The organism is Sorangium sp. So ce1153 (genome assembly GCF_051521595.1).
Lineage (GTDB): Bacteria > Myxococcota_A > Polyangia > Polyangiales > Polyangiaceae > Sorangium.
Genome location: NZ_CP150361.1, coordinates 4,521,205 through 4,545,478, shown reverse-complemented (window position 1 = coordinate 4,545,478; position 24,274 = coordinate 4,521,205). Strand labels below are relative to the sequence as shown.

Annotated in this window: 24 protein-coding genes; 10 read left to right on the top strand and 14 right to left on the bottom strand. The window is 68.8% G+C overall.

Annotated features, from left to right (window positions below):
- Positions 1 to 68: 68 nt before the first annotated feature.
- A complete protein-coding gene (locus tag WME85_RS16230; RefSeq protein WP_437839257.1) occupies positions 69 to 332 on the bottom strand; it encodes a hypothetical protein in 264 nt (87 codons plus the stop codon).
- A complete protein-coding gene (locus tag WME85_RS16225) occupies positions 329 to 1,036 on the bottom strand; it encodes a hypothetical protein (protein WP_437839255.1) in 708 nt (235 codons plus the stop codon). The genes WME85_RS16230 and WME85_RS16225 overlap by 4 nt, the downstream gene beginning before the upstream one ends.
- A 317-nt stretch (positions 1,037 to 1,353) precedes the next feature.
- Between WME85_RS16225 and WME85_RS16220 the strand changes: the two genes are divergently transcribed.
- The 7 genes from WME85_RS16220 (at position 1,354) to WME85_RS16190 (ending at position 8,041) form a co-directional block, all read left to right on the top strand.
- On the top strand, positions 1,354 to 2,160 hold the full coding sequence (locus WME85_RS16220) for a phosphorylase family protein (RefSeq protein WP_437839253.1): 807 nt from the start codon (positions 1,354 to 1,356) through the stop codon (positions 2,158 to 2,160).
- A gap of 149 nt (positions 2,161 to 2,309) precedes the next feature.
- Entirely contained in the window at positions 2,310 to 3,194 is an 885-nt protein-coding gene (locus WME85_RS16215; RefSeq protein ID WP_437839251.1) for a hypothetical protein, read from the top strand.
- A 694-nt stretch (positions 3,195 to 3,888) separates the two neighbouring features.
- The gene (tnpA, locus tag WME85_RS16210; protein WP_437828953.1) at positions 3,889 to 4,227 is read left to right on the top strand and encodes an IS66 family insertion sequence element accessory protein TnpA; all 339 of its coding nucleotides are present in this window, start codon (positions 3,889 to 3,891) and stop codon (positions 4,225 to 4,227) included.
- On the top strand, positions 4,221 to 4,643 hold the full coding sequence (gene tnpB, locus WME85_RS16205; RefSeq protein WP_437828956.1) for an IS66 family insertion sequence element accessory protein TnpB: 423 nt from the start codon (positions 4,221 to 4,223) through the stop codon (positions 4,641 to 4,643). The genes tnpA and tnpB overlap by 7 nt, the downstream gene beginning before the upstream one ends.
- The gene (tnpC, locus tag WME85_RS16200) at positions 4,640 to 6,316 is read left to right on the top strand and encodes an IS66 family transposase (protein WP_437828959.1); all 1,677 of its coding nucleotides are present in this window, start codon (positions 4,640 to 4,642) and stop codon (positions 6,314 to 6,316) included. The genes tnpB and tnpC overlap by 4 nt, the downstream gene beginning before the upstream one ends.
- Positions 6,317 to 6,655: 339 nt before the next feature.
- On the top strand, positions 6,656 to 7,651 hold the full coding sequence (locus tag WME85_RS16195; protein WP_437839249.1) for a hypothetical protein: 996 nt from the start codon (positions 6,656 to 6,658) through the stop codon (positions 7,649 to 7,651).
- Between the two features lie 144 nt (positions 7,652 to 7,795).
- Positions 7,796 to 8,041 carry a hypothetical protein gene (locus tag WME85_RS16190; RefSeq protein ID WP_437839247.1) on the top strand — a complete coding sequence of 82 codons (246 nt, stop codon included), beginning with the start codon at positions 7,796 to 7,798 and terminating at the stop codon, positions 8,039 to 8,041.
- A 214-nt stretch (positions 8,042 to 8,255) separates the two neighbouring features.
- Here WME85_RS16190 and WME85_RS16185 read toward each other — a convergent pair whose 3' ends face one another.
- From WME85_RS16185 to WME85_RS16175, 3 genes are read right to left on the bottom strand one after another with little or no spacing between them, the layout of a single operon-like run.
- A complete protein-coding gene (locus WME85_RS16185) occupies positions 8,256 to 8,738 on the bottom strand; it encodes a hypothetical protein (protein ID WP_437839245.1) in 483 nt (160 codons plus the stop codon).
- Positions 8,739 to 8,760: 22 nt separating this feature from the next.
- Positions 8,761 to 9,108, bottom strand: coding sequence for a copper-binding protein (locus tag WME85_RS16180; protein WP_437839243.1), 348 nt, complete (start codon positions 9,106 to 9,108; stop codon positions 8,761 to 8,763).
- A complete protein-coding gene (locus WME85_RS16175) occupies positions 9,105 to 9,815 on the bottom strand; it encodes an SCO family protein (RefSeq protein ID WP_437839241.1) in 711 nt (236 codons plus the stop codon). Before WME85_RS16175 ends, WME85_RS16180 begins: the two co-directional genes overlap by 4 nt.
- A gap of 609 nt (positions 9,816 to 10,424) precedes the next feature.
- On the opposite strand from WME85_RS16175, the gene WME85_RS16170 reads away from it, so the two are divergent.
- The 3 genes from WME85_RS16170 to WME85_RS16160 are packed head-to-tail and all read left to right on the top strand — an operon-like array spanning position 10,425 to position 14,724.
- Positions 10,425 to 11,525 (top strand): PEGA domain-containing protein, encoded by a 1,101-nt coding sequence (locus WME85_RS16170; protein WP_437839239.1) that lies wholly within the window; start codon positions 10,425 to 10,427, stop codon positions 11,523 to 11,525.
- Positions 11,526 to 11,541: 16 nt separating this feature from the next.
- A complete protein-coding gene (locus WME85_RS16165; RefSeq protein WP_437839238.1) occupies positions 11,542 to 13,146 on the top strand; it encodes a hypothetical protein in 1,605 nt (534 codons plus the stop codon).
- A gap of 39 nt (positions 13,147 to 13,185) precedes the next feature.
- A complete protein-coding gene (locus tag WME85_RS16160; protein WP_437839236.1) occupies positions 13,186 to 14,724 on the top strand; it encodes a hypothetical protein in 1,539 nt (512 codons plus the stop codon).
- Positions 14,725 to 14,808: 84 nt separating this feature from the next.
- On the opposite strand, the gene WME85_RS16155 is transcribed toward WME85_RS16160, so the two are convergent.
- The 9 genes from WME85_RS16155 to WME85_RS16115 all read right to left on the bottom strand — a co-directional run bounded on the left by WME85_RS16155 (position 14,809) and on the right by WME85_RS16115 (position 24,171).
- Positions 14,809 to 14,982 carry a hypothetical protein gene (locus WME85_RS16155; protein ID WP_437839234.1) on the bottom strand — a complete coding sequence of 58 codons (174 nt, stop codon included), beginning with the start codon at positions 14,980 to 14,982 and terminating at the stop codon, positions 14,809 to 14,811.
- Entirely contained in the window at positions 14,979 to 15,911 is a 933-nt protein-coding gene (locus WME85_RS16150) for a DMT family transporter (RefSeq protein WP_437839232.1), read from the bottom strand. The genes WME85_RS16155 and WME85_RS16150 overlap by 4 nt, the downstream gene beginning before the upstream one ends.
- Before the next feature lie 13 nt (positions 15,912 to 15,924).
- A complete protein-coding gene (locus WME85_RS16145; RefSeq protein ID WP_437839230.1) occupies positions 15,925 to 16,665 on the bottom strand; it encodes an iron-containing redox enzyme family protein in 741 nt (246 codons plus the stop codon).
- A 71-nt stretch (positions 16,666 to 16,736) separates the two neighbouring features.
- Positions 16,737 to 17,333 (bottom strand): hypothetical protein, encoded by a 597-nt coding sequence (locus WME85_RS16140; protein ID WP_437839229.1) that lies wholly within the window; start codon positions 17,331 to 17,333, stop codon positions 16,737 to 16,739.
- A 212-nt stretch (positions 17,334 to 17,545) separates the two neighbouring features.
- Positions 17,546 to 18,877: a DUF1254 domain-containing protein gene (locus WME85_RS16135; RefSeq protein WP_437839227.1), complete on the bottom strand. Its 1,332-nt coding sequence runs from the start codon at positions 18,875 to 18,877 to the stop codon at positions 17,546 to 17,548.
- A gap of 397 nt (positions 18,878 to 19,274) precedes the next feature.
- The gene (locus WME85_RS16130) at positions 19,275 to 21,341 is read right to left on the bottom strand and encodes a hypothetical protein (RefSeq protein ID WP_437839225.1); all 2,067 of its coding nucleotides are present in this window, start codon (positions 21,339 to 21,341) and stop codon (positions 19,275 to 19,277) included.
- A gap of 74 nt (positions 21,342 to 21,415) precedes the next feature.
- Positions 21,416 to 21,823, bottom strand: coding sequence for a tautomerase family protein (locus tag WME85_RS16125; RefSeq protein ID WP_437839223.1), 408 nt, complete (start codon positions 21,821 to 21,823; stop codon positions 21,416 to 21,418).
- 97 nt (positions 21,824 to 21,920) lie between these two features.
- Complete coding sequence (locus tag WME85_RS16120; RefSeq protein ID WP_437310210.1) at positions 21,921 to 22,337, bottom strand: MarR family winged helix-turn-helix transcriptional regulator; 417 nt, start codon at positions 22,335 to 22,337, stop codon at positions 21,921 to 21,923.
- Positions 22,338 to 22,632: 295 nt separating this feature from the next.
- On the bottom strand, positions 22,633 to 24,171 hold the full coding sequence (locus WME85_RS16115) for a sigma-54-dependent transcriptional regulator (RefSeq protein WP_437839221.1): 1,539 nt from the start codon (positions 24,169 to 24,171) through the stop codon (positions 22,633 to 22,635).
- Between the last annotated feature and the right edge of the window lie 103 nt (positions 24,172 to 24,274).

Sequence of the window (24,274 nt, the reverse complement as noted above, 5' to 3'; positions counted from 1 at the left end):
ATTCCTATGCCTTGGCCCAGTGGGTTCAGCCGTGTGAGTTGTGATGCAGTGCTCTCTCGGGCCAGCGGTCACGCGCGATTATTGATCCATTCCCAAAAATTCTGTGTCATCAAGCCCTGCGTATTATGCCCGTCGACAGCAATGATCAAATGCATCCCACTTTTCTTTAAGACTGGGCGAAGCTTCTGGGCGAGCAACTCTGCCGAACGGTTACTTTGAACGAGCCACGTCATCTCGTCGAAGCGAATCCAGTCTTGTTCTTCATTGAGCTTTTGTTCAACGAGCTCATTGGTCAGGGTCGCATTGGGCCATACACGGAGAAGATAGATCATTTCTCCACCTTCTGAGTCGTATTGGTCGTTTCCTGCGAGAGTGCCGGGTTTGGACTCACGGCAGGGACGACGACACCTGAAGCGACAGAGGCCGCGACTATATCCGCTTGGCCCTTCATCACGGGCGCTTTCGCTCGGCTGGCCTTACTGAGCGAAAATTCCAACTGCGCCGAAATAGACGTCAGTGGAGTCCTGTTCCTGTCGAACAGACGCGTCACATCGACTCCCTCATACAAATGATCTATTGTCACCTGGTACGTTTCATGGTCTTGTTGGTGACGAACCGTCCCGATGCCAATGTGCTCCTGCCATTCACCACGCAGGCAGAAGAATGTCACGGTCGCATCAGGAGGAAGACCATCGGGAGCTTTGAGGATGATGAGGGCGTGAGCCTCTGCGTATGGACCGCTCGCCTTCATGCATTCAACGACGGTGATCTTGCTGGGTACCTTTGCAATGGATACAGCCTTCATTAAGGCGTCGGTTAACGCTATAATAATAAGGGCCAGCGGGGTTGCTAATATCGCCACGATCCACAGAGGAAGTGACACGTCTACAAACTGCTTGAGAATGATGCTCATAATTAGGGAGATCGCGAATGTAACCAATCCCTTGATCTCCTTAAAGCTCGTCCAGAAGAGTGAGAAGGCGGATAGGTCACGCTTGTCATGGCGCGTAGCCAACTCGTCCCGCTTGCCAGCCATGCGCAGATACTACACAAAACGCTGCGTTTGGCGTGCTCCGCGTACGCATGGCCGAGCCCCGCCTCAGCTTGAACCCGGAAGAACCCTACCGTGTGAGCCTCGCTCGATCATTCGAGGTGCGTCCTTTTTAGTCAGGTGAGACAGCGCGGACATAATCGTGTTGAGTTGGCGAGTGCGTCCTGGGCGCAATTTTCTAGTGCGTTCTATACCTTTGGCTGATGGGTCGACCCGCGAGGGCTCCCGGTTGCGTTCCCTACGGCGCCCGGCCGGCTTGATCCCCCGCGGGAGGTGGGCGTAGCCTCTACCTGCACACCTCCATGACCACTCCGCCTCCTACAGATGGGCCCATCGATTTCGCCATCCTCACCGCCATCGAGGTCGAGCGTGAGGCCGTCTGCGCCGCGTTCGGTCTGACCGATGAGAATCGGGCCAAGAAAGACGACCGGTGGTACTGGCGGGGTCGCCTCGCGTTGAAGCAGGGAGGGGCCTATGAAATCGTGGTCGCCCAGCCGGTGGACATGGGTCAGGTCGAGGCTGCGCTCCTCGCATCGGACGTGATCCGCCACTGGAAGCCGCGCGCCGCCCTCTTGGTCGGGATCGCCGGCTCTACGCAGGCCGAGAAGGTAAAGCTCGGCGATATCGTGGTGGGGAAGAGCGTCTGGTACTACGAGCACGGCAAGGTCACGCCGGAGAGAACCACACCGCAGCCAGAGATGATCCCGGCCGATGCGGCTCTACTAAAACACTTCACCGGGATGATGAAGTGGGGCGGAACTGTGCCCACCGCGAGACCCGATCGAGAGCGAAGGGGGTCGAAGGTTCACCTGGGGGTTATTGCCTCGGGGGAGGAGGTGATCGCCGATGCAGCGGCGCGCGACGAGATCGCCTCTGGACACCGGAAGATCCTGGCCATCGAGATGGAGGGTTACGGCTTCAGCCGAGCTGTCTGGCAGAGTTTTGAACGAGTGCGTCATCTGGACATCCGGGGCATCTGCGATGACGCGAGCTTGAGTAAGGGTGACGGCTGGCACGAGTATGCCGCAGCGGCTGCGGCGAGATTCGCCAAGCATTTCTTGCTGGACAGACCATTGGAACCGAGGGACGGGGCAGGCCAAGTCCCTTAAAGCGCTCGGACGAGGCAGCGGTTGCTCCTCCGAGCGAAGACGATTCCAAGCCGCATTCTGATGGGACAGCGAAAGCCGTCGATGGCTCAGATGCTGTCATTCGCCTTTCGACCCAACGCGCCTCTATAAGAAGCAGCTCAAGAAAGCGGATGACCTTTGTGGTAGGCGCATGCGCCGCGGGAACATTGGGAGCCATAGGCACCGGTGTCGTCACATTCCTAAGCGAGCCTCCAATTGCGGGACATGTTCTAGAGCGCGAAACACATAAACCGGTGACGCGAGCCAGCGTTCTACTTACTGGCACACCGTGCGGAACAAATACCAACGACCAGGGTTACTTTGAACTAGACTGTCCGAAGCTAAGAAGAATCTCGCTAGAGAAGGCGCAGGTTCTGATCAAAGATCCAGAAACCGATCAGTGGTGCCTGGGTAATGTTCTCGGGCGACTTCCCAGGTCTCATCGGTTCTATATATCGCGAACCGCTCACAACTGCTCAGCTACTTCGGAGGCGGCGACACAGCATAATTTGTATGACGATGAGACCGCCGACGGCGGAATCTTACCGTTTATGGACGCCGACGTCGAAGGCTGGTCGGTTTGGGACGCAAACGTTGACGACGATGACAGCAACGTTAAACATGGTCATCTTGCTATACGCATTGATGAATTTGTGTTCCCAGAAACAGAAACAAACCAACTATTTTTGAAAGTGGAAGTATGGTTTAAGAATGGTGACAGCGTTTCTTATAACCCTCCCATGGATAAGGTGGCGCTGGCCGCAAGTAGACGTAGACTTATAAAATTTAACGCTATATATGATTCGTATCGCTCAGATGCTCAAGATCTTCAGGATGTTCATGATCTTACCAGGTGCGCCATTAGTATTCGAGGTCGAGTGGGACACATGAATGATAATTTAACCATCAACGCTACTGTCCTCGTGAGATTCCGTAGCGGGTACTCGGCGTCCTGTATGCCTAAGTTGTCGAAGTGGCGTGGCCAGGCAAGTGAAAATTTTGTTGTTGCCCGATGAGCCTCATCGAATCATAGGTCCCTACGTTCTTGAGAACCGTTGCGTGTCCTTTAACTAGCGATTCGGTACGTTTTGCGGATATGTTGCTAGGATCGATGTTTTTCGCTGTTGTCCACATCCGGCAAAGGCGATCTCCATGATCGGAAGCCGCACGGATGGGGATGGCGATGAGCGGGCAGGCATGGCACGCGCCCGCCCGCCTGCTCATGGGCCGGCTTCGGTGGCGGCGTATGTAGGCTTTGGTCGTACCTGGCCGCTGTGACAACGGCCGTGGGGAAGGGTCGACCTCGGAGCCGCCATGCTGCGGGCCCGGTTCACGAGGCAGGGGGACCCCGGAAGCAGGGGGCAGCGTACAGGAGCCCCCGATGCGAGCCGGCGATGTCTGATTCAGTCATCCCGGGAAGCGGGGCGCGGTGTAAGTGAGGGATTTTGCGCGCCCGGAAGTGAGGGAATTTCACGGGCGACTGAGGTACCTCCCTCACTACCTGCCGCGCTGCCCTGGGATACCGCAAACGGTCTGGATGGGCTGGCTGAGCTTACCCTCCGGGACCGGAACCGCTCTTGGCAGGGCAGCCGCGCTGCCCAGGCGCAAGATCACGACGTCCGGCGGTCTATCGTAAGCGCCCAGCCAAGGGCATCGTGACCATCCGTGGGAGGCCGGCTACCTGTTCCCATCGCGACGAAGGAGGAAGCGATGGCGACGAGGGTGGAGTGGGCCGAGAGGGTGGCGCGATGGGAGCGGAGCGGGCTGAGTGCCGAGAAGTTCGCGCGCCGCGAGGGGTACAAGCCGAAGCAGCTGTACTGGTGGCGCTGGAAGCTGCGGGCTGACGGGCCCCCGCAGCCCCCGCCGTCGTCGGCGACGGAGCCGCCGCGCTTCCTGCCGGTGCACGTGGTGGCCGACGTATCGCCGGTCGTCGTGGAGCCGATCGAGATCGCGCTGCCCAATGGGCGGGTGGTTCGCGTTCGGCCGGGCTTCGACCCGGCCACCCTTGAGCGCGTGCTGGCGCTCGCCGCCGAGGAGATGCCGTGCTGACGCTGCCGCCGTCGGTGCGCGTGTACGTCGCGGCCGAGCCTACCGACCTGCGCAAGAGCTTTGATGGTCTGTCGGCGCTGGTCGCTCAGCGCTTCGGAGCCGACCCGCTCTGCGGGCATCTGTTCGTGTTCAGGAATCGGCGAGGCGACCAGGCTCGTGTGTTGTTCTGGGATCGTACCGGATACTGCATATTTGCCAAAAAACTCGCTCGCGGCCGATTCCACCTCGCCCGCGACCTGCCCAAGGGAGCGACCCACGTCGAGGTCGAGGCGGCGGAGCTGTCGCTGATGCTCGAAGGGCTCGACCTGTCGCAGGCCGTACGGCGCAAGCGCTGGAGGCCCGGCGTGAGAAACCTCGACGCGTCGAAGCAACGCTTGATGGATGCGCGCGGGATAGATATCCAGCGCGCCACGTGACCAGTCCCCCTCCGTCCCAAGCACAGCTCCCCGCCGACCTGGCAGATGTGCGGCGCAAGCTCGAGCAGCTCGCGGCCGATGGGCAGGTCCCGGCGCTCATCGAGCTGGTGCTCGGGCTTCTGGTCCAGCTGCGCGACAAGAACACCGCGCTGTCGGCGAGGCTCGCCAGCGCGCTGCGCGAGCTGTACGGCCGCAAGAGCCAGAAGGTCTCTACCGAGCAGCTGATGCTGCTGTTCGCCGAGCTCGGCGCCGAGGTGCCGCAGGGGTCCGCTGACTCCGCGCCCTCGTCAGAGCCCGGCGCGGAGGCTCCTGCGCAGCCGGACCAAGGGCTGGTGCCGCAACCTCCTGAGCCGCCGAAGCCGCCGCAAGGACGGCGTGGGCGCTCGCCGCTTCCCGCACACCTGCCGCGCGAGACGCGCGTTGTGCCCGTTCCGGAAGCCGAGCGGAAGTGCCCGCAGTGCGGCGCGGACAAGAAGTGCATCGGTCATCGTACGAGCGAAGTTCTCGAGTTCGTCCCTGCGCAGTTCCGGGTCATCGAGGAACAGAGGGAGAAGCTCGCCTGTCCGCGCTGCCCCGAGCAGGGGGTTACGACGGCGGACAGCGAGAAGGTGAGGGATCGGGGTCGCCCGGGACCGGGGCTGCTCGCGAGCATCATCGTCGAGAAGTTCGAGGACGCGATGCCGCTCTACCGGCAGGCGCAGCAGTACGCTCGCTTCGGCGTGTCGCTGTCGCCGTCGACGCTGGGCGAGTGGTCGGCGTTCGCGCTCGATGTGCTTGCCCCTGTGGCCAAGAGGATCCAGGAGCGCGTGCTGGGCTCGTGCTACCTGCGCGCCGATGACACCGGGATGCGCGTGCTGGATCAGGATCATCCAGCGGGGGTGAAGAGAGGTCATATCTGGGCCTTCGTCGGAGCCGAGCTCGTCGCGTTCCTGTACGCACCGGACTGGAGAGCGAAGCATCCGGCTGCGCTGCTGCAGGGCTTCACGGGCTACCTGCAGGGCGATGGCTACGCAGGGTACGGCGCGATGTTGCGCGGAGACGACGGTGGCGAGGTGATCGTGCCCGAGGAGCGCCGGCTCGGCTGTGGGATGCACATCCGCGCGAAGTTCGAGAAGGCGGCGAAGGGTGGCGATGCGCGAGCCGCTGTCGCGCTTGCGTACTTCAAGGCCATCTACCGCATCGAAGCGGCATGTAAAGTTGAGGCGCTGTCCGCGGAGGCACGCCTGGCGCGCCGGCAGGAGCTGTCGCTCCCCGTGGTCGAGGAGCTCTACCAGTGGATTCACGATCTGCACATGCGGCTCGTGCCAAGTACGCCGCTTTACGTCGCCACGCAGTACGCCATCAACCAGGAGGCAGCGTGGCGGCGCTGCTTCACGGATGGGCGCTTCGAGATCGACAACGGCGAAGTCGAACGGCGGATAAGATGTGTGGCGCTCGGAAGAAAAAACTACTTGTTCGCAGGCTCGGACAAGGGAGCTGAACGCCTCGCCGTCGGCTACACGGTATTTGGCTCGTGCCGGGTGCACGGAGTCAACCCGCTCGCCTGGGCGACGGACGTGATCGGCACGCTGCAGGCGGGCTGGTCGCGCGAACGACTGGACGAGCTGCTGCCCGACGCGTGGGCGCGAGCGTCGCTCGCGGCTCCGGCCGCTGGCGACGCCGACGCGTCCTGAATGGCGCGGAGCTCAATCTTCGTGCCGGGGGCGAGCACCTCGCCCCCCTGTCGTGTCCGCCCGCGTCCGCGCAGGCCTCGGGCAGGCGCCGCCCCCCGCCGAGCATCGTCGACCCCGGCGAGAGCCGCAAGGGGTCGCGCCCATGGCGATGGCTGGGCGCTTACGGTCTATCGACAGGATCGTGCCAGGCGCGTTGACGCATCGAGCCACGTCGTTATGCCTGGCCGGAACGTCCGGCGCGCGCCGGGCGCTCACCCCACATCCATCGCGGGGGTAGAGGGCGTCTGATTCCTGTCCTCCACGGCTCCGCGATGGAGACAAACGAGAGGTCATCCCCTCATGGCAAAGCCTTCTTCGGTCAAGAAAAAGCCGGCTCCCAAGAAGCCCTCGGCCGCGCCCCAGGCGGCGGCGGCTTTCGGCAAGGTACTCGCCGAGATCGAGGCGTTGAGCCCGGACCGGCTCATCCCCGTGAACCTCGACATCCCCCGCGTGGTCTCCCAGGTGCTCGGCGTTTCGCCTGGCCTCCTCGCGCTGCGCCCCGCCATCGCGGAGCACCTGCCCACGTTCGACGTCGCGCTGGTCGACCGGCTCGAGACCTACGCGCTCGCCGCCTGGTATGCGCACCTCCTGTCGCTCTCCAGCGGAGATGTCGAGAGCGCGCTGAAGCCACTCCTCGCCGACGCGGCTCCGCTGCGCGAGAACCTGCTCGGCGACGCCGAGGCGCTCGCTCGCCGCGGCTTGCTCGACGCGGAGACGGTCGCGGACATCCGCGCGGGTCAGGGATACATCGACACGGCCAACGACCTCGTGGCGCTCTCGGCGCTCTTCAGCGCAAGCTGGTCCGAGATCGCCGGCAAGACGGCGGCGACCGAGGAAGAGGTGAAGCGCGCCGGGGAGATCGGGCCGCAGCTGCTCGCCGCCCTCGGCGTCAGGGAGCACGGAAAGGGCCCCGGGCCGACCGAGGCCGCGGACAAGCGGGCGCGCGCCTTCGCGCTGCTCGTCCGTGCTTACGACCAGCTCCGCCGCGCCGTCGCCTTCCTGCGCTGGGACGAGGGGGACGCCGACGAGATCGCCCCGTCCCTCTACAAGGGACGCACGGGCCGGGCGTCATCGTCCACCGACAGCACGGCGGCGCCGCCGGGCGAGGCCCCGGCCGGGCCGGCAGCGTCGCCGGGCACGGTGGCCCCGGCCGGGCCGACGCCGTCGCCCGGCGCGCCGGCCCCGGTCACGCCGGCAGGTACGGCCGCACCGCTGGCCCCCGGTGCCGCGCCGTCCGGCACGGCGGCCCCACTGGCTCCCGGCGCTGCGCCGAGCGGCGCGCCCGCCGTCGGCTAGCCCCTCCCCGCTCGGTTCCGATGGCAGTTCACCAAGACAGCTCGGCTCTTGCTTGGTGGTACAATGCGCCATTCAATTCGCTCGACCAGCTGTTTGACGCTTGAGCTGTAATTCTCGGGTTCCACTTACGATCCCATCGCGCGGATGCTGCGGCTAAGGCGAGCATCCAGGCGGAGATGGTCTGGAAAACATCTGTCGGTATGGTTCGCCGTTGTCAGCGCGGGGGGGAAGCTCGAATGGACCAAGCGCGTCTCTTCCCTGCGTCATCATGTCACGTTCAGCGATGTTGATTTCGAGGACAAGACCGACGCCTGCGCGAACGGCACCGAGCCGACGAACGGTGAGGTCCGCGGCAAGGTCCCACAGGCGACCTACGACGGGCTGTCGTGAGTGCTCTCTCCACGGATGGCGGCGGCGCGCCTGGTTGCATGTCCGGCACGGATGATCCGGAGTGCGCCGCCATCTTCGAACGGCTCGGTATCGATATCGCCGAAGGGACGCTGCATCCCGAGGCGCAGGAGCTCTTCCGGGTGGAGTGAAGGGCGCGCGGTCCGCGCCGCCTCAGCGCGTTCCGGGGCTGAGGCGGTGCGTGGTCGGCGCCGCCTCAGCGCGTTCCGGGGCTGCCGCCGAGGAGCTGCTCGACCTCCGCCTCGTGCTCGGGGCAGCCGCGGGCGAGGAGCACGATCAACGAGGAGCCGTCGTCCCGCCCCTCACGCGCGAGCACGAACTGGGCGGAGGTCTCGAGCCGCGCGCCGCGCGCGCTCGGGTCCTCGGGCGTCACGCGGACCCGCGCGGCCATGAGCAAGCCCTCGTGAAACTCGAAGCGCGCAGAGAGGGGCGCCCTGGCGGGCGCCGTCTCGCCCCGCGACCATTCGATCGAAGGCCCGGCGCAGCCCGGGGCCTCGCTCCAGCGGCCGGTCGGCCCAGCGTCGAAGCGCCGCACGACCTCGCTCGCCGTCATCCCGAGCTCGATGCCGTGAACGGCGAAGGCGGCGTTCGCCGGCGGAGCGAAGGAGAGCGCCGCGAGGGTGACGATCCCCAGCCCCGCGGCGCTCAAGGCGGCGCCGAGCGCGTGGCCCCCATTCACGCGCCCGGCCCGTGCAGTCGGCTCACCTGCGCTTCTCGACCCGCGTAAGGACACGGCGTGCGTCCTCCGTCTCGAAGAAGTCGAAGGCGATGCGATCGCCGACCTCGATACCGTCGAGCTGCGACGGGCTCTGGGGTTCGAAAGACATCGTCATCGCGCTCATGTAGCCCGGGATGTCGTCGTGCGCGATGTTGACGTAGGCGCGCCCCGGGCCGAGCGAGCGGACGGCCCCGGTCGCATGGTGGACGCGCGGAGCGGCGGTGGATGCCGTCGAGCACGAGACCGTGAGGCTCGTCGCGATCACCGCCCCGAGCAGCAGGGACCGCGCGAGATGCGCGGCGCGGAGGCGAGAGCACATCGCTCGGTTCATGTCAGCTCCTTGGAGGCCAGTCGCTCCGCGTCGCGGACGAGCTCGTTCATCCGCTCTTCGTCGCCGATCTGGTAGTAGCCACGGACGCGACCGAGCCCGTCGACCAGGACGAACCATTCCCCGTGCATGATTGCGCCGAGCCCGGCCGACGGGTCGGCTCGCTCGAAGCGGATCTTGAACCCCTTCACCACCACGCGATTCAGCTCCTCGCTCCGACCAGAGAGGAACGACCAGGCCCCACGGCCGCTGCTGTAACGCGCGGCGTACGAGCGCAGCACGTCGGGTGTGTCGTTCTCCGGGTCCAGCGTGATCGAGACCAGGTGGACGGGGAGCGCCTGTCCGCGCGCCTCGCTGCGCTGGGCGAGCCGCTCCTGAAACGCCGCCATTTGCGCCGAGAGCCTCGGGCACGATACGGGACAGCTCGCGTAGAAGAAGTCGACGATGAGCGTCTGCCCGCGGAGCGACTCCCGCGTGACGGGGCGACCGTCCTGATCCGTCATCGAGAACGCCGGCATCTCGCCGAGCACGGGGGGCGAGGCAGGCGCCTCGCGCACGCGCGACATCACGCCAAAGAAGGCGAGCCCCGCCAGCGCAGAGACGCAGAGCCCGATCTGCACCGACCGGAGGAGCCCGCGCCGGCGGACCGGCGCCTCGTCGCCGGCCGATGATGACCCTGGAGACGTGGAGCAGAGGACCTCGTGTGCCATGCGCGCGACATTAGGTGATGCAAGCTGAGACGGACAATGCGTCACGGTGTCGCATCCCGTCGAACGATGCAGCGTATCGTTGCCTCGGAGCGCTCAGGGGCGCGCGGCGACCAGCGCGACATCGTGTCGCAGGGCCCTGGCCGGCCGGTGGCACTCGAGCAGCCCCCATGCGGAGCATGGCGGGAGCTCGGTGGCCGGCTATGTCCAGAAGCTCGCGCTCGACGACCTGCGCCAGGCTGTCCGTGAATCACAGCGGCCGAACCCGACGGCGAGCGGCACGCAGGCGTCCTCTTCCCTCCGCGCTTTGCGCCGAGACACCCCGGCAGCGGGCGAGGCGCCAGAAGAGATCGAACGCCGGGGAGACGGTCGCTCGCTTGGCCACAGAAGGCAGCACACCTGAGCCCCCTGGAAGGGTTCAGGAAAATGCACGGCACGTCGACTTTGGTAGCATGGTGTAGGACAGATGGCGGGCTCGTCCTGGTCGACGCTCTACACGTAGGGCGGATGACGGCGTTCCGGCTTCGGTTTCTCTCTTCTCACTTCCAGGCACTTGCAACGGCGATTTCCGAGGCATTGACGCCGTAACGCCGGCGTAAGTACGGTCCCTGCATGCGTTGCGTCGCGCATGCGTTCGCGAGTTTACTTTTCCTTGGAGTCGTAACCGGCTTCACGATCTCGGCCAGCGCTGAGGAGTTCTACCCGGAGCCACGGCCAAGCGACGGTTCATCGGTGAAGGAGCATGTTCGCCGTGCTCGTCGGGCACGCGATGCGGGACGGTTGGCCGAGGCACAAGCCGCCTACAAGGCGGCGCTCGAGGCGCTCGTCGCCGCGCCTGGCAGCGCGCGAGAGCGGGCAGAGATCGCCGGGGAGCTCGGGCTGTGTGAGCTCGCGCTGGGCCGCTACACGGATGCGGCCGAACACCTGGACTTCAGCCTTCACCAACGCGAGGCGCCTCCTCCGGCGCAGGAAAGAAGATTCGACGAAGGGCGGCGCAAAGCAGCGACGTACGTCGCGACGCTCATCCTCGCCGTGGATCCACCGGATGCCGAGGTCCTCGTCGACGGCAGAGCCATCGGCCGGACGGCGCGGACTTACAAGCTGTTCCTCGAGCCTGGCCACCACATGGTGCGGGCGCGCGCGCCCGGCCGGGAGGAGGCGCTTCATCAACTGCGTGCCGTGGCGGCCGCGGAGCACGAGATCACGATGCAGCTGCCGCGCACGGTGGCAGGCAGCTCCAGGCAAGCCGCGGCCCCGGCACCTGCGCCCTCGAGCACCGCCCCCACGGCGCACGCGCAGCCGCCTGGGCCGTGGGCTTCGTGGCCGGGGACGCTGCGCATCGCCGGCATCGGCCTGACCACGGCGACGGCTTCCTTCGGGGCCCTGTTCATGATCCATGCGCGGTCGGCCGACGGCGATCTCGACGAGCACAACCGCAAGCTCGACGAGCTCGGCGTCACATCGTGGGCTTGCCGGGACCCATCGCCGCCTGCGACGTGCTCCGAGCTGGCGCGCCTCCGACGACAGCGAGATCAGTTCGCCGCGCTCGGCACGGCGCTGATGGTCGCGAGCGGTGTCATCGGGGCCGCGACCGTCGCTTCGTTCTTCACGGATCTCGCTTTCAACCGCGCCGAGCCCACGAGCGCCCGCGTCGCGTTCTCGCCGGTCGCAGCGCCGCAGCAGGTGGGCCTCGTGGCGTATGGCACGTGGTGATCGAGGAGCCGACGACATGCGTTTTCTCCAGTGGCGACATCTGCGACGGCTGTGCGCCCTTGCTGCTCTCTCGACGGGCGGCGCGGGAACGCTCTCGGGCTGCATGTACGCGGAGGAGTGCGGCGACGACCGGATGTGCCTCGCCCCCCCGAAGTCGCCCTGTGAGGTGATCGAGCCCAGCGTGGGCCCCGTGATGGACGAATGCGGGGTGTTCGTCAGCGCCAGCGCTGGGGGGGATGGCCCGCGCACCGGTACCCGGCTCGATCCGTTCACCTCGCTGCAGCAGGCGATCGTGGAGGCGCAAGCGCGAGGCCTGCACCACGTCTACGCCTGCGGCGAGACGTTCGAGGAAGAGGTGACCCTGATCTCAGGGGTCCACCTCTGGGGAGGCCGCCGCTGTGACGATGGCGGCTGGGCGTACGGGTGGTCGTTCGACGGAGCCAATTCCCCGACCACCATCGCACCGCCCGTGGGGGTTCCGCTGCGGGTCGTCGGGGATGATGGAGCGGCGTCGACGATCTTCGGCATGCGCGTCGTCGCGGCGGATGCTTCCGCGAGCGACGGCAAGTCGTCGATCGCGGTGCTCTTGAGCCCCGGCGCGAAGGTGAAGGTGGTCGAGAGCGAGGTCTTCGCGGGGAACGGCAAGGATGGCGAGGCGGGCGAGGACGCGCTCAGCGTCCGGGCGGATGATGGCGTGCTGGGGAACGATGGCGCGGACGCCTGCACGGCGGACTTTGCGACGGGCGCTCTGCCCGTCGTGACCCTGTGCGACGACGGTATCGAGTCGATCGGCGGATACGGCGGCGACGGCGGGCTCGACGTGGGCGGCGATGGCGCTTCGGGGCAGCCGGAGCCGGCGGAGAACCTGGAAGACAACGGTTCTGGAGGGACCGGAGCGGACGTCGCGAGATGCGATGAAGGCGACGCCGGCGCTGATGGCGCTGACGCCGATCGCGCTGCCGGCGCGGAGGGCAGAGGCTACCTCACCGAAGACGGATGGGTCGGCATCCGCGGTGAGGACGGGAAGAAGGGCGGCGTTGGCCAAGGTGGTGGCGGCGGAGGCGGAAGCAAAGGACGAGGCGACATGGTCGCGTGCCGGGCGGGCAGCCCTCAGGGCGGGGCGGCCGGCGGCTCGGGCGGCAGTGGGGGCTGCGGTGGCCGGGGGGGCAAGGGCGGCGGCTACGGCGGGGCGAGCATCGGCATCGTCGCATTGCAGGGGAGCGCGCTGACGCTCGAGGCGACCCAGGTAGCCGCGGGCAACGGCGGCCGCGGTGGGGTGGGCGGAACGGGCCAACCGGGCGGCGGCGGTGGACACGGCGGCTATGGTGGAAAGCCTGCTCCCGGTGTCGGTGACATGTGGCCCGCGTGTCCCGGGGGCAAGGGAGGCAACGGCGGCCATGGGGGCGATGCAGGCGGCGGCCTCGGGGGCCCCTCCTACGGCGTCGCTTCCCTCGCTGCCTATGTGAGCCTCGGTCCAGACGCCCCCCTCCGCCCTGGAACCGCTGGTGATGGCGGTCCTGCAGGCAACGCACCTCCCGACGACCCCCTGGGCCAGGGCGAAAAGGGCCAGTCCCTGCCCTACGCTCAGTTCGATGCACCCGATCCTGCGCCGCCCCGTTGAAGAGCCCGAACCCCCCTGCTTCAACATCGAGGAAGAACCATGAGAATCACAAGGGCGATCTGCCTGTCCCCTACGCTGTTGCTCGTCGCGAGCGGCTGCGGCACCGCATCGGGCCCGAATGACCCAGGCGGAACGGCGTGCGACGGCGCGTCGTCGTGCCAAGGCGAGCCGCCGCCGGAGTCGGTCTGTCTCGAGCGTCTCGCCGACCATGTGCTGGAGGATGGGTGCGGTGTGTTCGTCGCTGGCTCCTTCGGCAACGGGGACGACGCAAACCCCGGCACGAGGGACAAGCCGGTGCGCACGCTGCAGCGCGGTGTCGAGCTCGCGCGTGGCGGACGAGGGCGCGTCTTCGCATGCAACGACGGGTTCTTCGATCCCCTCACGCTGCCGTCGGGCGTGGATCTCATCGGCGGATACAACTGCTTGTACTGGAATCATGAGCCCGGCGGGAGCCCGACGCATCAGATAACAAGAGAGTTTGACATCCTCCTGACCGTCGTGCCGGCGACCGACACCGACACGGGGGCCGCGGACGGGGTATCGACGATCGTCGACGTGCGGTTCAACGCGAACGGTCCGATCGCGGTACTGGTCCGCTCCAACACGGCCGTGGAGTTCCTCCGGAGCGATATCAAGTCCGACTACGGATGGAATGGCCGCGATGGCGAGAAATGGCCCTGGCCGAACCAGGCAGCGGAGGGACCCGATGGGCAGTACGGAGGCGAGTCGTGCTCGGCCGCTGTCGTCCCTGGCGGGGCTGCGGCGGTGAACCCGTGCGAGGGAGGAATCCCGAGCGTCGGTGGGAAGGGAGGGGACGGGCTTCCCGACGGCGCTGGCGACGGCGAGGACGGGCAGCCGTTCGCGCCGTCCAAGCCGACGTACGGGCGGGGCGGCGACGGGGACGTGGCAGGCACCTATTGCCAGGGAGGTCATGTTGCGCTCCACGGCGAGCCCGGTGTGGTCGGCGCCGCCGGCGACGGCATCGGGCGCATCACCGAGACAGGGTGGGAAGGGGGCAAGGCCGACGATGGAAGCAGGGGCATGCCGGGCCAGGGCGGCGGCGGGGGTGGCGGCCGTCGGGGCGGGCTCTCGGTGTGCGGTGCGGCGTCCAAGGGAGGCGCCGGCGGCGGCTCCGGCGGCGCCGGCGGCTGCGGTGGGCGAGGCGGCCGAGGGGGCGAGAACGCGCACCCGACCATCGCCATCGTCGCGCTCCACGCCAAGGTGACCCTGCGCGACAGCGTGATCAGGACGCGCGAGGCCGGACCGGGAGGCGACGGCGGGCCCCCCGAGGAAGGCGGCCGAGGTGGCCGAGGCGCTCCAGGGGGCGCCCTGGGAGACGGCACGTGGGGCTGTGACGGCAGCAGCGGCGGCGAAGGGGGGCCCGGCGGCTACGGCGGCCCCGGGCGTGGCGGCGACTCGATCGGCATCGCCCACCTCGACGACACGCAGCTCACGCTCGAGGGGGTCACGTACGAGCTGGGACCGTCGGGCACGGGCGGCACGAGCTGGGACTGGTCCGGCGAGACGGTGACGGGGCAGGACGGCAGCAAGTACGAGACGCTCCGTTTCCCCGAATAGGATCGGCAAGCGCGACGCGCCGGCGGGCTCGGCGGCGCTGGTCGACTTGGTGGCGCTTCTCCCTGGAGGAGATGATCCGGTCGCTCAGCGCTCCAGGAACTCGACGCCGGCCACCTCGATGCCGGCCGCGGCGCGCTGGTGCTCCGGGAGCTCGACACCGGCCGCTTCGACGCGGACCGCGGCGGCCGTCGTCCGCGCGGCGTACCTCGCACCCGAGCAGACAGCGCGGCCCGACGTCGAGGTCCTGACGGCCTTCACCCCGTGTTCTGGTGGCAGCGATACTCGGGATCTTTGTTGAAGGCGGAGCGGCGGAGCCACGGGTTCCACCGCGGCCGCGAGCTGGCCTGGACGAGCCCGATCCCGAGAAGGATGATCGCTCCTCCGGTGACGACCGTTGCGCTCAACGGCTCTCCCAGCACGACCCAGGCGATGGCGATCGCCGTCGGTGGAACCAGATACAGCAGGCTGGTGGTCCGACCGACGGGAAGCCTCGCGAGCGCGTACGACCAGGCCACGTACGCGACGGCGCTCGGGAACGCGCCGAGGTAGGCCACCGCGACCGTCGCCGCGAGCGGGGCCCGCAGGACCTCGGCCCAGAGCCCGCGCGAGAAGCCGGCGAGCAGCGCGGTTCCGCTCCAGACCGTGTAGCACGTGAGCTCCAGCGGGCTGTACCGCTGCAGGAGCGGTTTCTGCAGGACGAAGTAGACGCTCCAGGAGAGCGCCGCCACCACCACGAGCAGCCCCGCCGGCTCGACGCTGGTCCCCCGGCTCCTCCCGAGCACAACGCTCGCGACCCCCGTGAACCCCAGGACGAGGCCTGCCCAGCCGAGCCTGCCAAGGCGCTCCCCGAGCAGGATCCGGGAGAGGATCGCCGTGAAGAGAGGGGTGGACTGCGCCAGCAGGCTCGAGGCCCCGGCGCTGATCCCGCGCTGTCCGAAGTTCAGCGCGACGTGGTGGAGCCCGACCCCGAAGACCCCGAGCGCCCCGAGCCGCAGCAGGTCTCCCGCGCGAGGGACCCGGATGCCGGCCCACGCCGCATAGATGCACATCACGCACGAGGCGAGGATGAACCGCATCAACGCGACGTGGCCTGGCGAGTAACCGGTGAGCCCGAGGCGGATGCCGGTGGGCGACGACGCCCAGCACAGGATCGTGACCGCCACGGCTGCCGCTGTCCTGCGCTCCATGCTCAGGCAGCCTTCAGGCAGCGACGCGGATCCGGCTCATCTCCTCGTGTATGCCGCGCCAGAAGTCGGCCGTGATCTCCAGGAAGCGCTCGAATCCGCTCTTCAGCTCGGCGAGATCGGCGTCGCTCCGGCAGACCTGGTTGGCCGAGATCACGGCCTGCTCCTTGTGATCCTTCTCCGCCTCGCCGATGTGCACGTAAAAGTATTCGCAATTCTCGTGGAACTCATCCAGCGTACGGAAGAGATGACGGTAGTTGCGGGCCCCCTCGTACAGCCGGGTCAGCATCGAGTAGGCGAGCCATTCCTGAGCGAGCAGGGTACCGAGGACGATGCGCTCGCTGGGATCGGTGTAAAGCCGTCGCTGCTCGGCGACGAACCGCGACGTGGTGGGCAGGATCGGGAGCCGCTCCAGCTCGGCGAGCTGGTAGTCGCGGCCGGCGAGGCGCGACAGCAGCTGCGTCAAGAACTTCTCCAGGAGAACGATGTGCGCCTTCTTCGGGTTGCCGTAGCCGAACTCGGAGTGCAGATTCTTCACGATCTCGACCCGGGCAGCCAGATCGCGGGTGCCCAGGAACGAGAGCGCCACCATGGTGCTCGTGTTCGTCGTGCGAACCATGTAGTTGCGCGCGAAGATCTCCACGCGTTCGAGGTCGAGCATCGCCGACATCCAGGCGCTGTAGAAGTCGTTCCTGAGCGCTTCGTGCTCGAACACGCTCTCTGATAGCCTGGAGATAGCTTCTTTCACGTCAAGCATCGTGCGTTCCTCCACGGGATGGTCTGGCGCAGCGCGTGGGCGGCGCGGGGCGAGCGGGAGGGAGGTCTCCCTCAGTTGTCGCAGCCCTCGCTCCCGGCGGAGCAATACACGCTCCACCAGGGGTTGCAGTTGTCCGCGTCGCTGTCGTCGCCGTCGCTCATGGCGAGCAGTCCCGCGAAGCTGGTCGCGGCGTCCCCGTACCGCAGGTGCATGTGCTTCACAGCGCCGTCACCGTGGGGTGGGCGCATGATCACGTAGTGGAAGGGCTCGCAGCCATCTCCGCCGGAGGTGAGCGCGAACTGAAGCCACACGGATTCCGGGGTCTCCGGGAAGTAGTGGGGATCCGGAGCGAACCCCTCGTAGGCGTATCCGCACTGCTCCGCGAGCGGCGTCTCGCCTTCTCGGTCGCTGTAGAACGAGAACTCTTTCATCTGATGGAGGACGACTCGCCCTGGATTGCGCGGGTCGTCGGGGCACGCTGCGGCCAGCGGATCCGACGTGAATTCGCCGTCCACGCCGAGGTAGGGGACATCCTTGTTTGGCTCCTCGGGAACAGCTTGGGCCTCGTCGGAATCGTCGTTGCCGCAGCCGAGCACAACCACAGAGACGAGAGCGCCGCACAGCGCACCGATGAGTCGAGACGTCATCTTTCTGAGCTCCTCTGCCATCACGAACCGGTCGACCCCCGCAACGGCGGGGCCGAGAGGACCGTCATGTAACACACTTCTGTGGCGTGGTAGCACGAATTTTCAAATTCGTGCTACTGGGGCTCAGACGTGAGGGTGGGGGGATGGCTCGCGGTGCTGCGCGGCGGCGCGGGTGGGCGGCCTGGCTGCCGGCGCGCGGGCAGGCGTCGGCCGGGGAGCCCTCGTGCAGCGAGCTACGGCGCGGGCAAGATCGGGTTGAGCGGCGGCACCTCGTAGGGCTCCGGGCCCCAACTCTGGTCTTCCGGCATGTACACCCGGAGCACGAGATAGAACTCGGACTCCGGCGCCGGCAACCAGTTGCGCAGGGTGGGATCGGCGGGGTTCGTGGAGGGCGCCTCGCGCTGGATGTAGAGGGTCACGGAGCCGTCCTCCGCCTGGGCAAGATCGGAGTCCGATCCGAGGGAGTAGCGCTCGATCGGGTTGGGGACGAAGCCCATCGTGCTCTGGTCGTACATCGACAGCGACCAGAACGCCTTCGCGGGCGGCAGCCCGCCCTCCTCGAAGCGCATCGTGTAGCTCAGCTCGCCGGTCAAGACCCCGCCGACAGCGTCGTGGTAGGCGAGCGGATACACGGCCTCCCGGGGCGAGTTCATGTAGATGTGGCGGTGAGCGGCCTGGGCCCGCTTCCGGTAGTCCCGCCAGCCGTGGCCGAAGACCCGCGTGTCCCTCGGGGGGATGCTCCAGTCGTCGTCGCCGTTCCCCGCGCGCGCCCGGATCACATCGTAATAGGCGCTGGCGACCCCCTGGACCAGCGCCTGCTGGAGGTCCGGCGGGAACGCATCCAGGTTGAACGTCTTGCCTGGACCGACGCCGATCGCCGCGAACGCCCGCACCAGACGCTCGTCGACGCGCGGCGGCGCCTGGAAGGCGGTCAGACACCTGTTCACGAGGTGAAAGAAGCCAGGCAGCGTCGGGGTGTACTGCTGCGGCAGCGAGATCCGGGGAAATGTGAGCGCCGGCGCCGCGGGAGGAGCTGGTCGCTCGAGGAACCTGTGGAGCGGCGTGAGCCGGTACCGCTCCTGGAGCGCCTGCACGCTCGGCAGGTCCGCCTCGCCTTTCACCTGCGTCCGGCCGAGGACATACACGAATCGACTCTGGCTCTGGATCGTCTTCGCGACGCCCGGGACGGCCCCTTCCCAGCCGGGGCCCGCGATCAGGTAGCTGGCCGCGGCGAGCTCCCCCTCGTTCGTGCCGATGTAGCCGATGTTGTTCGTGAAGTAGTCGACCAGCTGGAAGCTGTAATAGCGGTCCTTGATCGCCGGCACGGACAGCACGTACGGCTCGGCGCGCAGGTCCAGCCACGCCTGCGAGTGGAGCGTGTCGTTGTTGGGCGTGACGACGTTCGTCTCGGGGGTGGCGAGCGACGTCGCGTTCCTGAACTGGTTGAACGGGTGGCCGTGCGCGACGAAGTTGTTGTACATCAGGCTGTAGTTCGCGACCATCGGGTAGCCATAGATGGCGGCCGCGCGGGCGAGGAACTGCACCTGGGCACGCGAGAGGGACATACCTTCTTCCTTTCGTGGATCGCTCGATCCCGGCAGGCAGGCGCGAGCCCGCCTCGCCGCAGCACGGCACGAGCGGCCGCGCTGCCGTATACGGACGCGGGTCAACAAACAACGTGCCGGCGTTCGCGATGTCGAACTCCGGCCTGGATCCCCGTGGGCGCGCGCGGACAGGCCTCCCCGCTATGCCCGCAGTGTCGCGGGACCGCGCGCGTCGAGGCGGGCTGTCCTCAGGTGAGGAGCGCTGTCCTCAGGGGAGCGGCTTCGATCGGGTGAGCCGGCAAAGCGAGCAAGGGATAAGGCGACATATCGAGCGAGCTCGACCTTGAATCAGGTTGCCCAGCGGATCGTCAGTGTCCAGAGCGAGCTCGACCCACGCGTCGGCTCGCCCGGCAGATCGTCAGTGTCCGTGCGGCTCGGGGACGAGCTCGCCGCCGTGGGTCAGCACATGCCAGCGCGCTTCCCGCGGCTCTGGCGCGGGCCAGCGCCGTCCCTGCGCGTCCGGCGCCGGCTTCGGGACCACCCGGAACCGCACCCGCCCGTCGCGCAGCGCCATCTGCGCCAGGTTCTGCGAGACTTCCACCTTGCGCGCCAGGACGAGCACCGGGTGACCCGGGCGATCCAGCGCCAGATCGAGCCGCCCGCCCGCCGGCGCCGCCGGCGAGCTCGCGAGGAGCGCCGCGCCGCCCGGAGCCGGCAGCACCGCCACGCCGTCCGGCACCGCGACCCGCCGCCACGCCTGCGCCGCGCCCGGCGGCAACGGGCTGCGCACGAGGGCCAGCAGCGGCTCGCGTCGGCCGGCGCTCGCGACGCTCGCGGGCGGCTTCGGCCCGAGCAGGAGCAGCGTGCCGTCCGGCGCCGCGACGATCTGCTCGACCTTCTCGGCCGGGATCGCGTGCTCCCCCTCGGCGCGCCACGGGCCCTGCGCGCCCGCCCGCACGAAGAGCGCCGCGCCCCCGCCGCCGCCCCGGCAGACCAGCACGCCGACGCCGGCCGCGTTGCGCAGCGCGACCGGCTGCGGGCACCCCTCCGGCGCCGCGACGGGCGTCACGGTGCCCGCGGCGCGGTCGACGACCGCGAACGTGGGCGGCCGCGCGAGGTGCGCGGCACAGGCGCCGCCCGGCGGCACGCGCGCCGGATCGCAGACGCCGTCGCCGAACGTGGCGACCGAGGTGCGCGTCGGTGGCGGTCGCGGCGGGACGCGCGAGAGCAGGCACAGCGCGCCTTCGCATGGGGCGCCGTACCCGCCCGTGATGCCGCTCACGACGCCGCCTCCCTCGTCGTCGGCCTTGCAGGGCGGCTCCCGTCCGACCGCCGCGGCGCCTCGCGCCGGCGGCTCGGGCGCCGGCGGGGCGACGGCGGAGCGGAGGGAGCCGGGCGCATGGGCCCGGATCGCGGTGGAGAGGTACAGCGCGGCGCCGAAGGTCTGCCTGCGGTACAGCAGCTCGGCGGGAGCGGCCCTGGTCCACTCCCGGCCGTTGCGGCTGAGCACGGCCGGGCAGACCGGATCGCCGTTCCAGATCCAGGAGCCGGCGCGCTCGACCGCGCGCGGCTGGAACGGGGAGCGGGCCCAGGTCTGCCCGCGATCCGACGAGAGGAACGTGTCGGGCGCCGCCGGGCGCTGCCCGCGTGCGGGCCCCTCGACGACGGCCGCGAGCACGCCATCGGGCCGCACGAGCACCGCGCGCACCGCCTTGCCCGGCGCGACGACGGCCGAGGTGAAGCTGCGGCCCTCGTCCGCGGTGACGCTGACGCGCTCCCCCGCCGCCGCCGCCACGAGGCCGCCAGCGGCGTCCCAGGCCGTCGCGCCGGGGACGCTGCCGCGCGGCTCGAAGCCGTCCGGCCGGAGCGCGTCGCGGACCTCGGCGGCGCGGTGGAGGGCCCCCTCCGGCGTGGCGGCGTAGAGGGCGTCGCCCCGCAGGCCGGCGACGCCGACCCAGGTTGAGCGCGCGGGCAGCTTCAGGGGGCCGACGACGCCGAGCTCCTCGTGGACCGCGAAGGGGCCGAGGCCGGAGCCTGTCGCGGCGACCGCCGTGCCCGCGGCGCCGGGCGTGCCCGCGGCGCCCGGCGTGCCCGCGGCGCCGGGCGTGCCCGCGGCGCCGGGCGTGCCCGCGGCGCCGGCGCCGTCTCCGGTCGCGGCGAAGACCGCGACGTGCGTGCCGAGGGCGACCTCGCGGTGGCCGCTGAACAGGTCCCGGTCGGCGCGCGCGCGCTCCGGCTCCAGGAGCGGCGGCTCGAGCCAGGCCGCAGGCGGGATCTCGGCGGCCGGCAACGCCAGCGGGGCCGACGGATCGACCGCGGCGGCCGGCGGAGCGACCGCGGCGCGTGATGGCGGCGCCACCGGGGCGGGAGGGAGCGCGATCGACACCGGCGCGACCGACGCCGGGGCTGGCCCGGCGGCGCGACCGCACGACGCCGCGAGCAGCGCCACCGGCGCAAACGACAGGAGCGAGAGCCGCCGAGTCACCTGCAGGGAGAGCCTCCTGCTCCACCTGTACCAGGCTCGCCCGATGGATCACCAGACGAGGCGACCGCGGTGGCTCATCCGGGCAGGAGCTTGCCGCGCACGTAGCGGTATTCCTGCGTGAGCCCGCCGTAGCCATAGGCCTCTGCGCGGACGTCGTGCACGTGGATGTAGCTCTCGTCGTGCAGATCGCCGAGCAGCCCTGCGAACGCCTCGAAGGCCGCGGCGATGTAGGCCGCCTTCTCGTCCTTGGTGTTGGTGCCGTCGACGATCTTGATATCGAAGTAGAAGCTGCGCTTGCCCTGCTCGGCGAGGGTCCTGCCGCCCACCACCCAGTGCTCGGGACGCACGAAGTCGAAGGTGATCGCGGTCAACTCTCGCTTCTTGCGCAGGATCCGCGTGGTGAGATCGAGCAAGATCTCGGTCGTCCGGTGAATGAGCTCCGGGCTGGGCTCGGCGCTGAGCTTGACATCGAGGATGGGCATGGCGGTTCCTTTCGTCGCGTGGGTTACCTGGTCACGGTTAATTAGCAAGCTAACTATCAGGCCGAGCTGCCGGGCACCCGGAGGGGGCCCGCGGCGGCTATCCGATCGCGGCGCGGATGCCGCGCAGCTGCCCGACGGCCTGCTCGAACACCTGCTTGCCGAGCGCCTGCTTGAGCTTCCTGGTGACCTCGGCGCTGGCGGCGTCGAGCGCCTCCGCGATCTGCTCGGCGGCGCGGGTCGGGTGGATGTGCTGCTCGCGCGCGTCGGCCTCGCCGGTCCGGCGCTCGACCAGCCCGCGGCCGACCAGCCCGTCGAGGATGCGGGTGGCGGTGGGCCGCGAGATCGTCATGATCTCGGCGAGCTCGCGCTGCGACAGGCCCGGGCGCCGGAGCACGACGCGCAGCAGGAAGCCCTGCGGCGGCGTGAGCTCGAACGGCGCGAACGCCGCGCTCCACGCGCGCTCGAGCAGCCGGGCGAGCGACGTCGTGTTGAAGTACAGGCAGTGATCGAACACGCAGAGACTCTAGCGCCAGATGATTAGCTATGCAACCGATTTCTGGAGCGCGGCCCTGGCAGAGACTTTGCACATTGGCAGCGGCGATGGAGGGTGAGATGACATGCTCGGGAAGATCTTGATGGAGGCGCGGCGCATCTTGCAGGGTCGCGGCTGAGGATCCCCTCGTTTGCAGCCGTGTTCAGAGGAGAAATTGAGCAGGGAGACGGGGAGTATTTTGAGATTTCCCTCCCCGCCTCCTCGCCTCCCTGTGAATTTTCCGGAGAAGTTGAGCGCGCCACGGTCGACCGGCTGCTCAGGAGCGCGGCCGGGGGATCCCGAGCCGCTGCCGGCGCTCCCACAGGGCCTTGCGGCTGATGCCGAGGCGACGGGCGATCTCGGTCTCGGTCAGCTCGTGCTGGTGCTCGAGGACAAAGCGGCGGAAATAGCCCTCGAGCGAGTCGGACGAGGGCGCGCCCTCGTGCGGGTGCGCGGGCGGGTGCGCGGACGCGGGCGGAGCGGGCGCCGGCGGAGCGGGCGGCGGCAGGGCGTCGAGCCCGAGCTGGGCCAGCTCGATCTCGCTGCCCTCGGCCAGGACCATGGCGCGGTGGACCGCGTTCTCCAGCTCCCGGACGTTGCCAGGCCAGGGCGCCGCCGCGATGGCGGCGCGCGCCTCGGGCGACAGCGTGAGCGGCGGCTGGCCCGTCGTCCACGCGCGCCGCTTGAGCAGCGACTCCGCCAGGCGCACGGCGTCGCCGGGGCGCTCGCGCAGCGGCGGCAGGCGGATCTCGAGGACCCGCAGCCGGAAGTAGAGATCGCTCAGGAACGACCCCTCGCGCACCATCGCCGCGAGATCCCGGTGCGTCGTGGCGATGAGGCGCACGTCGACGCGCCGGGCGCGCGCCGCGCCCACGCGACGCACCTCGCCGGTCTGCAGGAAGCGGAGGAGCCGCGCCTGGACCCGCGCCGGCAGCTCACCGATGTCGTCGAGCAGGAGCGTGCCGCCCTCGGCCGCCTCGCACAGCCCCGCGCGCGCCGAGAGCGCGCCGGAGAAGGCGCCGCGCTCGTACCCGAACAGCTCGGCCTCGATCAACCCCTCCGGGATGGCCGCGCAGTAGACCGGGACCAGAGGGAGCTGCCGCCGCGGGCTCAGCCGGTGCACGGCGCGGGCGAGCGCCTCCTTGCCGGTGCCGCTCTCGCCGAGCACGAGCAACGTCGCCTCGCTCGGCGCCACCTTGCGCGCCTGCGCGAACACCTCCCGCATGGCCGCCGAGCCGCCGACCATGCCCTCGAGCTCGTCGTCCGCCGGCGCTGGCGGCGTGGACGGCGATAGCGGCGCTGGCGGTGTGGACGGCGATGGCGGCGCTGGCGGTGTGGACGGCGATGGCGACGCTGGCGGCGTGGACGGCGATAGCGACGCTGGCGGCGTGGACGGCGATGGCGGCGCTGGCGCCGCGGACTGCGCGGCGCCCGGCGCGATCTCGGCGGGGGCGCCCTGCCCGGACCGCGCGCCGGCGAGGTGGTGCTCGACCAGGGCGAGGAGCTCGTCGTGGTCGAACGGCTTCGAGAGGTAATCCGCGGCGCCGCGCTTCACCGCGTCGACTGCCGCCTTCACCGTGGCGTAGCTCGTCATCAGCACGACCGGCGCGCCGCCGCACCGACCGACGAGCTCCGTGCCCGGCGCGCCGGGCAGGCGCACGTCGGCCAGCACCAGATCGAACGCGCGGAGATCGCGGTCCGCCTCGGCCTCGGCGATCGACCCCGCCTCGACCACGTCGTGTCCGTGGCGAGCGAGCAGACGCCGGAGCTCCGTCCGGATGATGACCTCGTCCTCTACCAGCAGGATCCGGCTCATGCCTCCGCCTCCGGCCAGGGCTACTCAGGACCGCAACGGCTGAATGCTCACGAATGCACAGCGCGACGCACCGACATGAAGCCGATCGGGCGTCGACAGGATC

Coding starts and splice junctions, on each gene's coding strand:
- WME85_RS16115 (WP_437839221.1), bottom strand. CDS start 24,171: ATGAGCCGGATCCTGCTGGTAGAGGACGAGGTCATCATCCGGACGGAG.
- WME85_RS16215 (WP_437839251.1), top strand. CDS start 2,310: ATGACCTTTGTGGTAGGCGCATGCGCCGCGGGAACATTGGGAGCCATA.
- WME85_RS16170 (WP_437839239.1), top strand. CDS start 10,425: ATGCGTTGCGTCGCGCATGCGTTCGCGAGTTTACTTTTCCTTGGAGTC.
- WME85_RS16165 (WP_437839238.1), top strand. CDS start 11,542: ATGCGTTTTCTCCAGTGGCGACATCTGCGACGGCTGTGCGCCCTTGCT.
- tnpA (WP_437828953.1), top strand. CDS start 3,889: ATGGCGACGAGGGTGGAGTGGGCCGAGAGGGTGGCGCGATGGGAGCGG.
- WME85_RS16190 (WP_437839247.1), top strand. CDS start 7,796: ATGCTGCGGCTAAGGCGAGCATCCAGGCGGAGATGGTCTGGAAAACAT.
- WME85_RS16145 (WP_437839230.1), bottom strand. CDS start 16,665: ATGCTTGACGTGAAAGAAGCTATCTCCAGGCTATCAGAGAGCGTGTTC.
- WME85_RS16175 (WP_437839241.1), bottom strand. CDS start 9,815: ATGGCACACGAGGTCCTCTGCTCCACGTCTCCAGGGTCATCATCGGCC.
- WME85_RS16225 (WP_437839255.1), bottom strand. CDS start 1,036: ATGGCTGGCAAGCGGGACGAGTTGGCTACGCGCCATGACAAGCGTGAC.
- WME85_RS16180 (WP_437839243.1), bottom strand. CDS start 9,108: ATGAACCGAGCGATGTGCTCTCGCCTCCGCGCCGCGCATCTCGCGCGG.
- WME85_RS16135 (WP_437839227.1), bottom strand. CDS start 18,877: ATGTCCCTCTCGCGTGCCCAGGTGCAGTTCCTCGCCCGCGCGGCCGCC.
- WME85_RS16230 (WP_437839257.1), bottom strand. CDS start 332: ATGATCTATCTTCTCCGTGTATGGCCCAATGCGACCCTGACCAATGAG.
- WME85_RS16150 (WP_437839232.1), bottom strand. CDS start 15,911: ATGGAGCGCAGGACAGCGGCAGCCGTGGCGGTCACGATCCTGTGCTGG.
- WME85_RS16125 (WP_437839223.1), bottom strand. CDS start 21,823: ATGCCCATCCTCGATGTCAAGCTCAGCGCCGAGCCCAGCCCGGAGCTC.
- WME85_RS16140 (WP_437839229.1), bottom strand. CDS start 17,333: ATGGCAGAGGAGCTCAGAAAGATGACGTCTCGACTCATCGGTGCGCTG.
- WME85_RS16160 (WP_437839236.1), top strand. CDS start 13,186: ATGAGAATCACAAGGGCGATCTGCCTGTCCCCTACGCTGTTGCTCGTC.
- WME85_RS16195 (WP_437839249.1), top strand. CDS start 6,656: ATGGCAAAGCCTTCTTCGGTCAAGAAAAAGCCGGCTCCCAAGAAGCCC.
- WME85_RS16220 (WP_437839253.1), top strand. CDS start 1,354: ATGACCACTCCGCCTCCTACAGATGGGCCCATCGATTTCGCCATCCTC.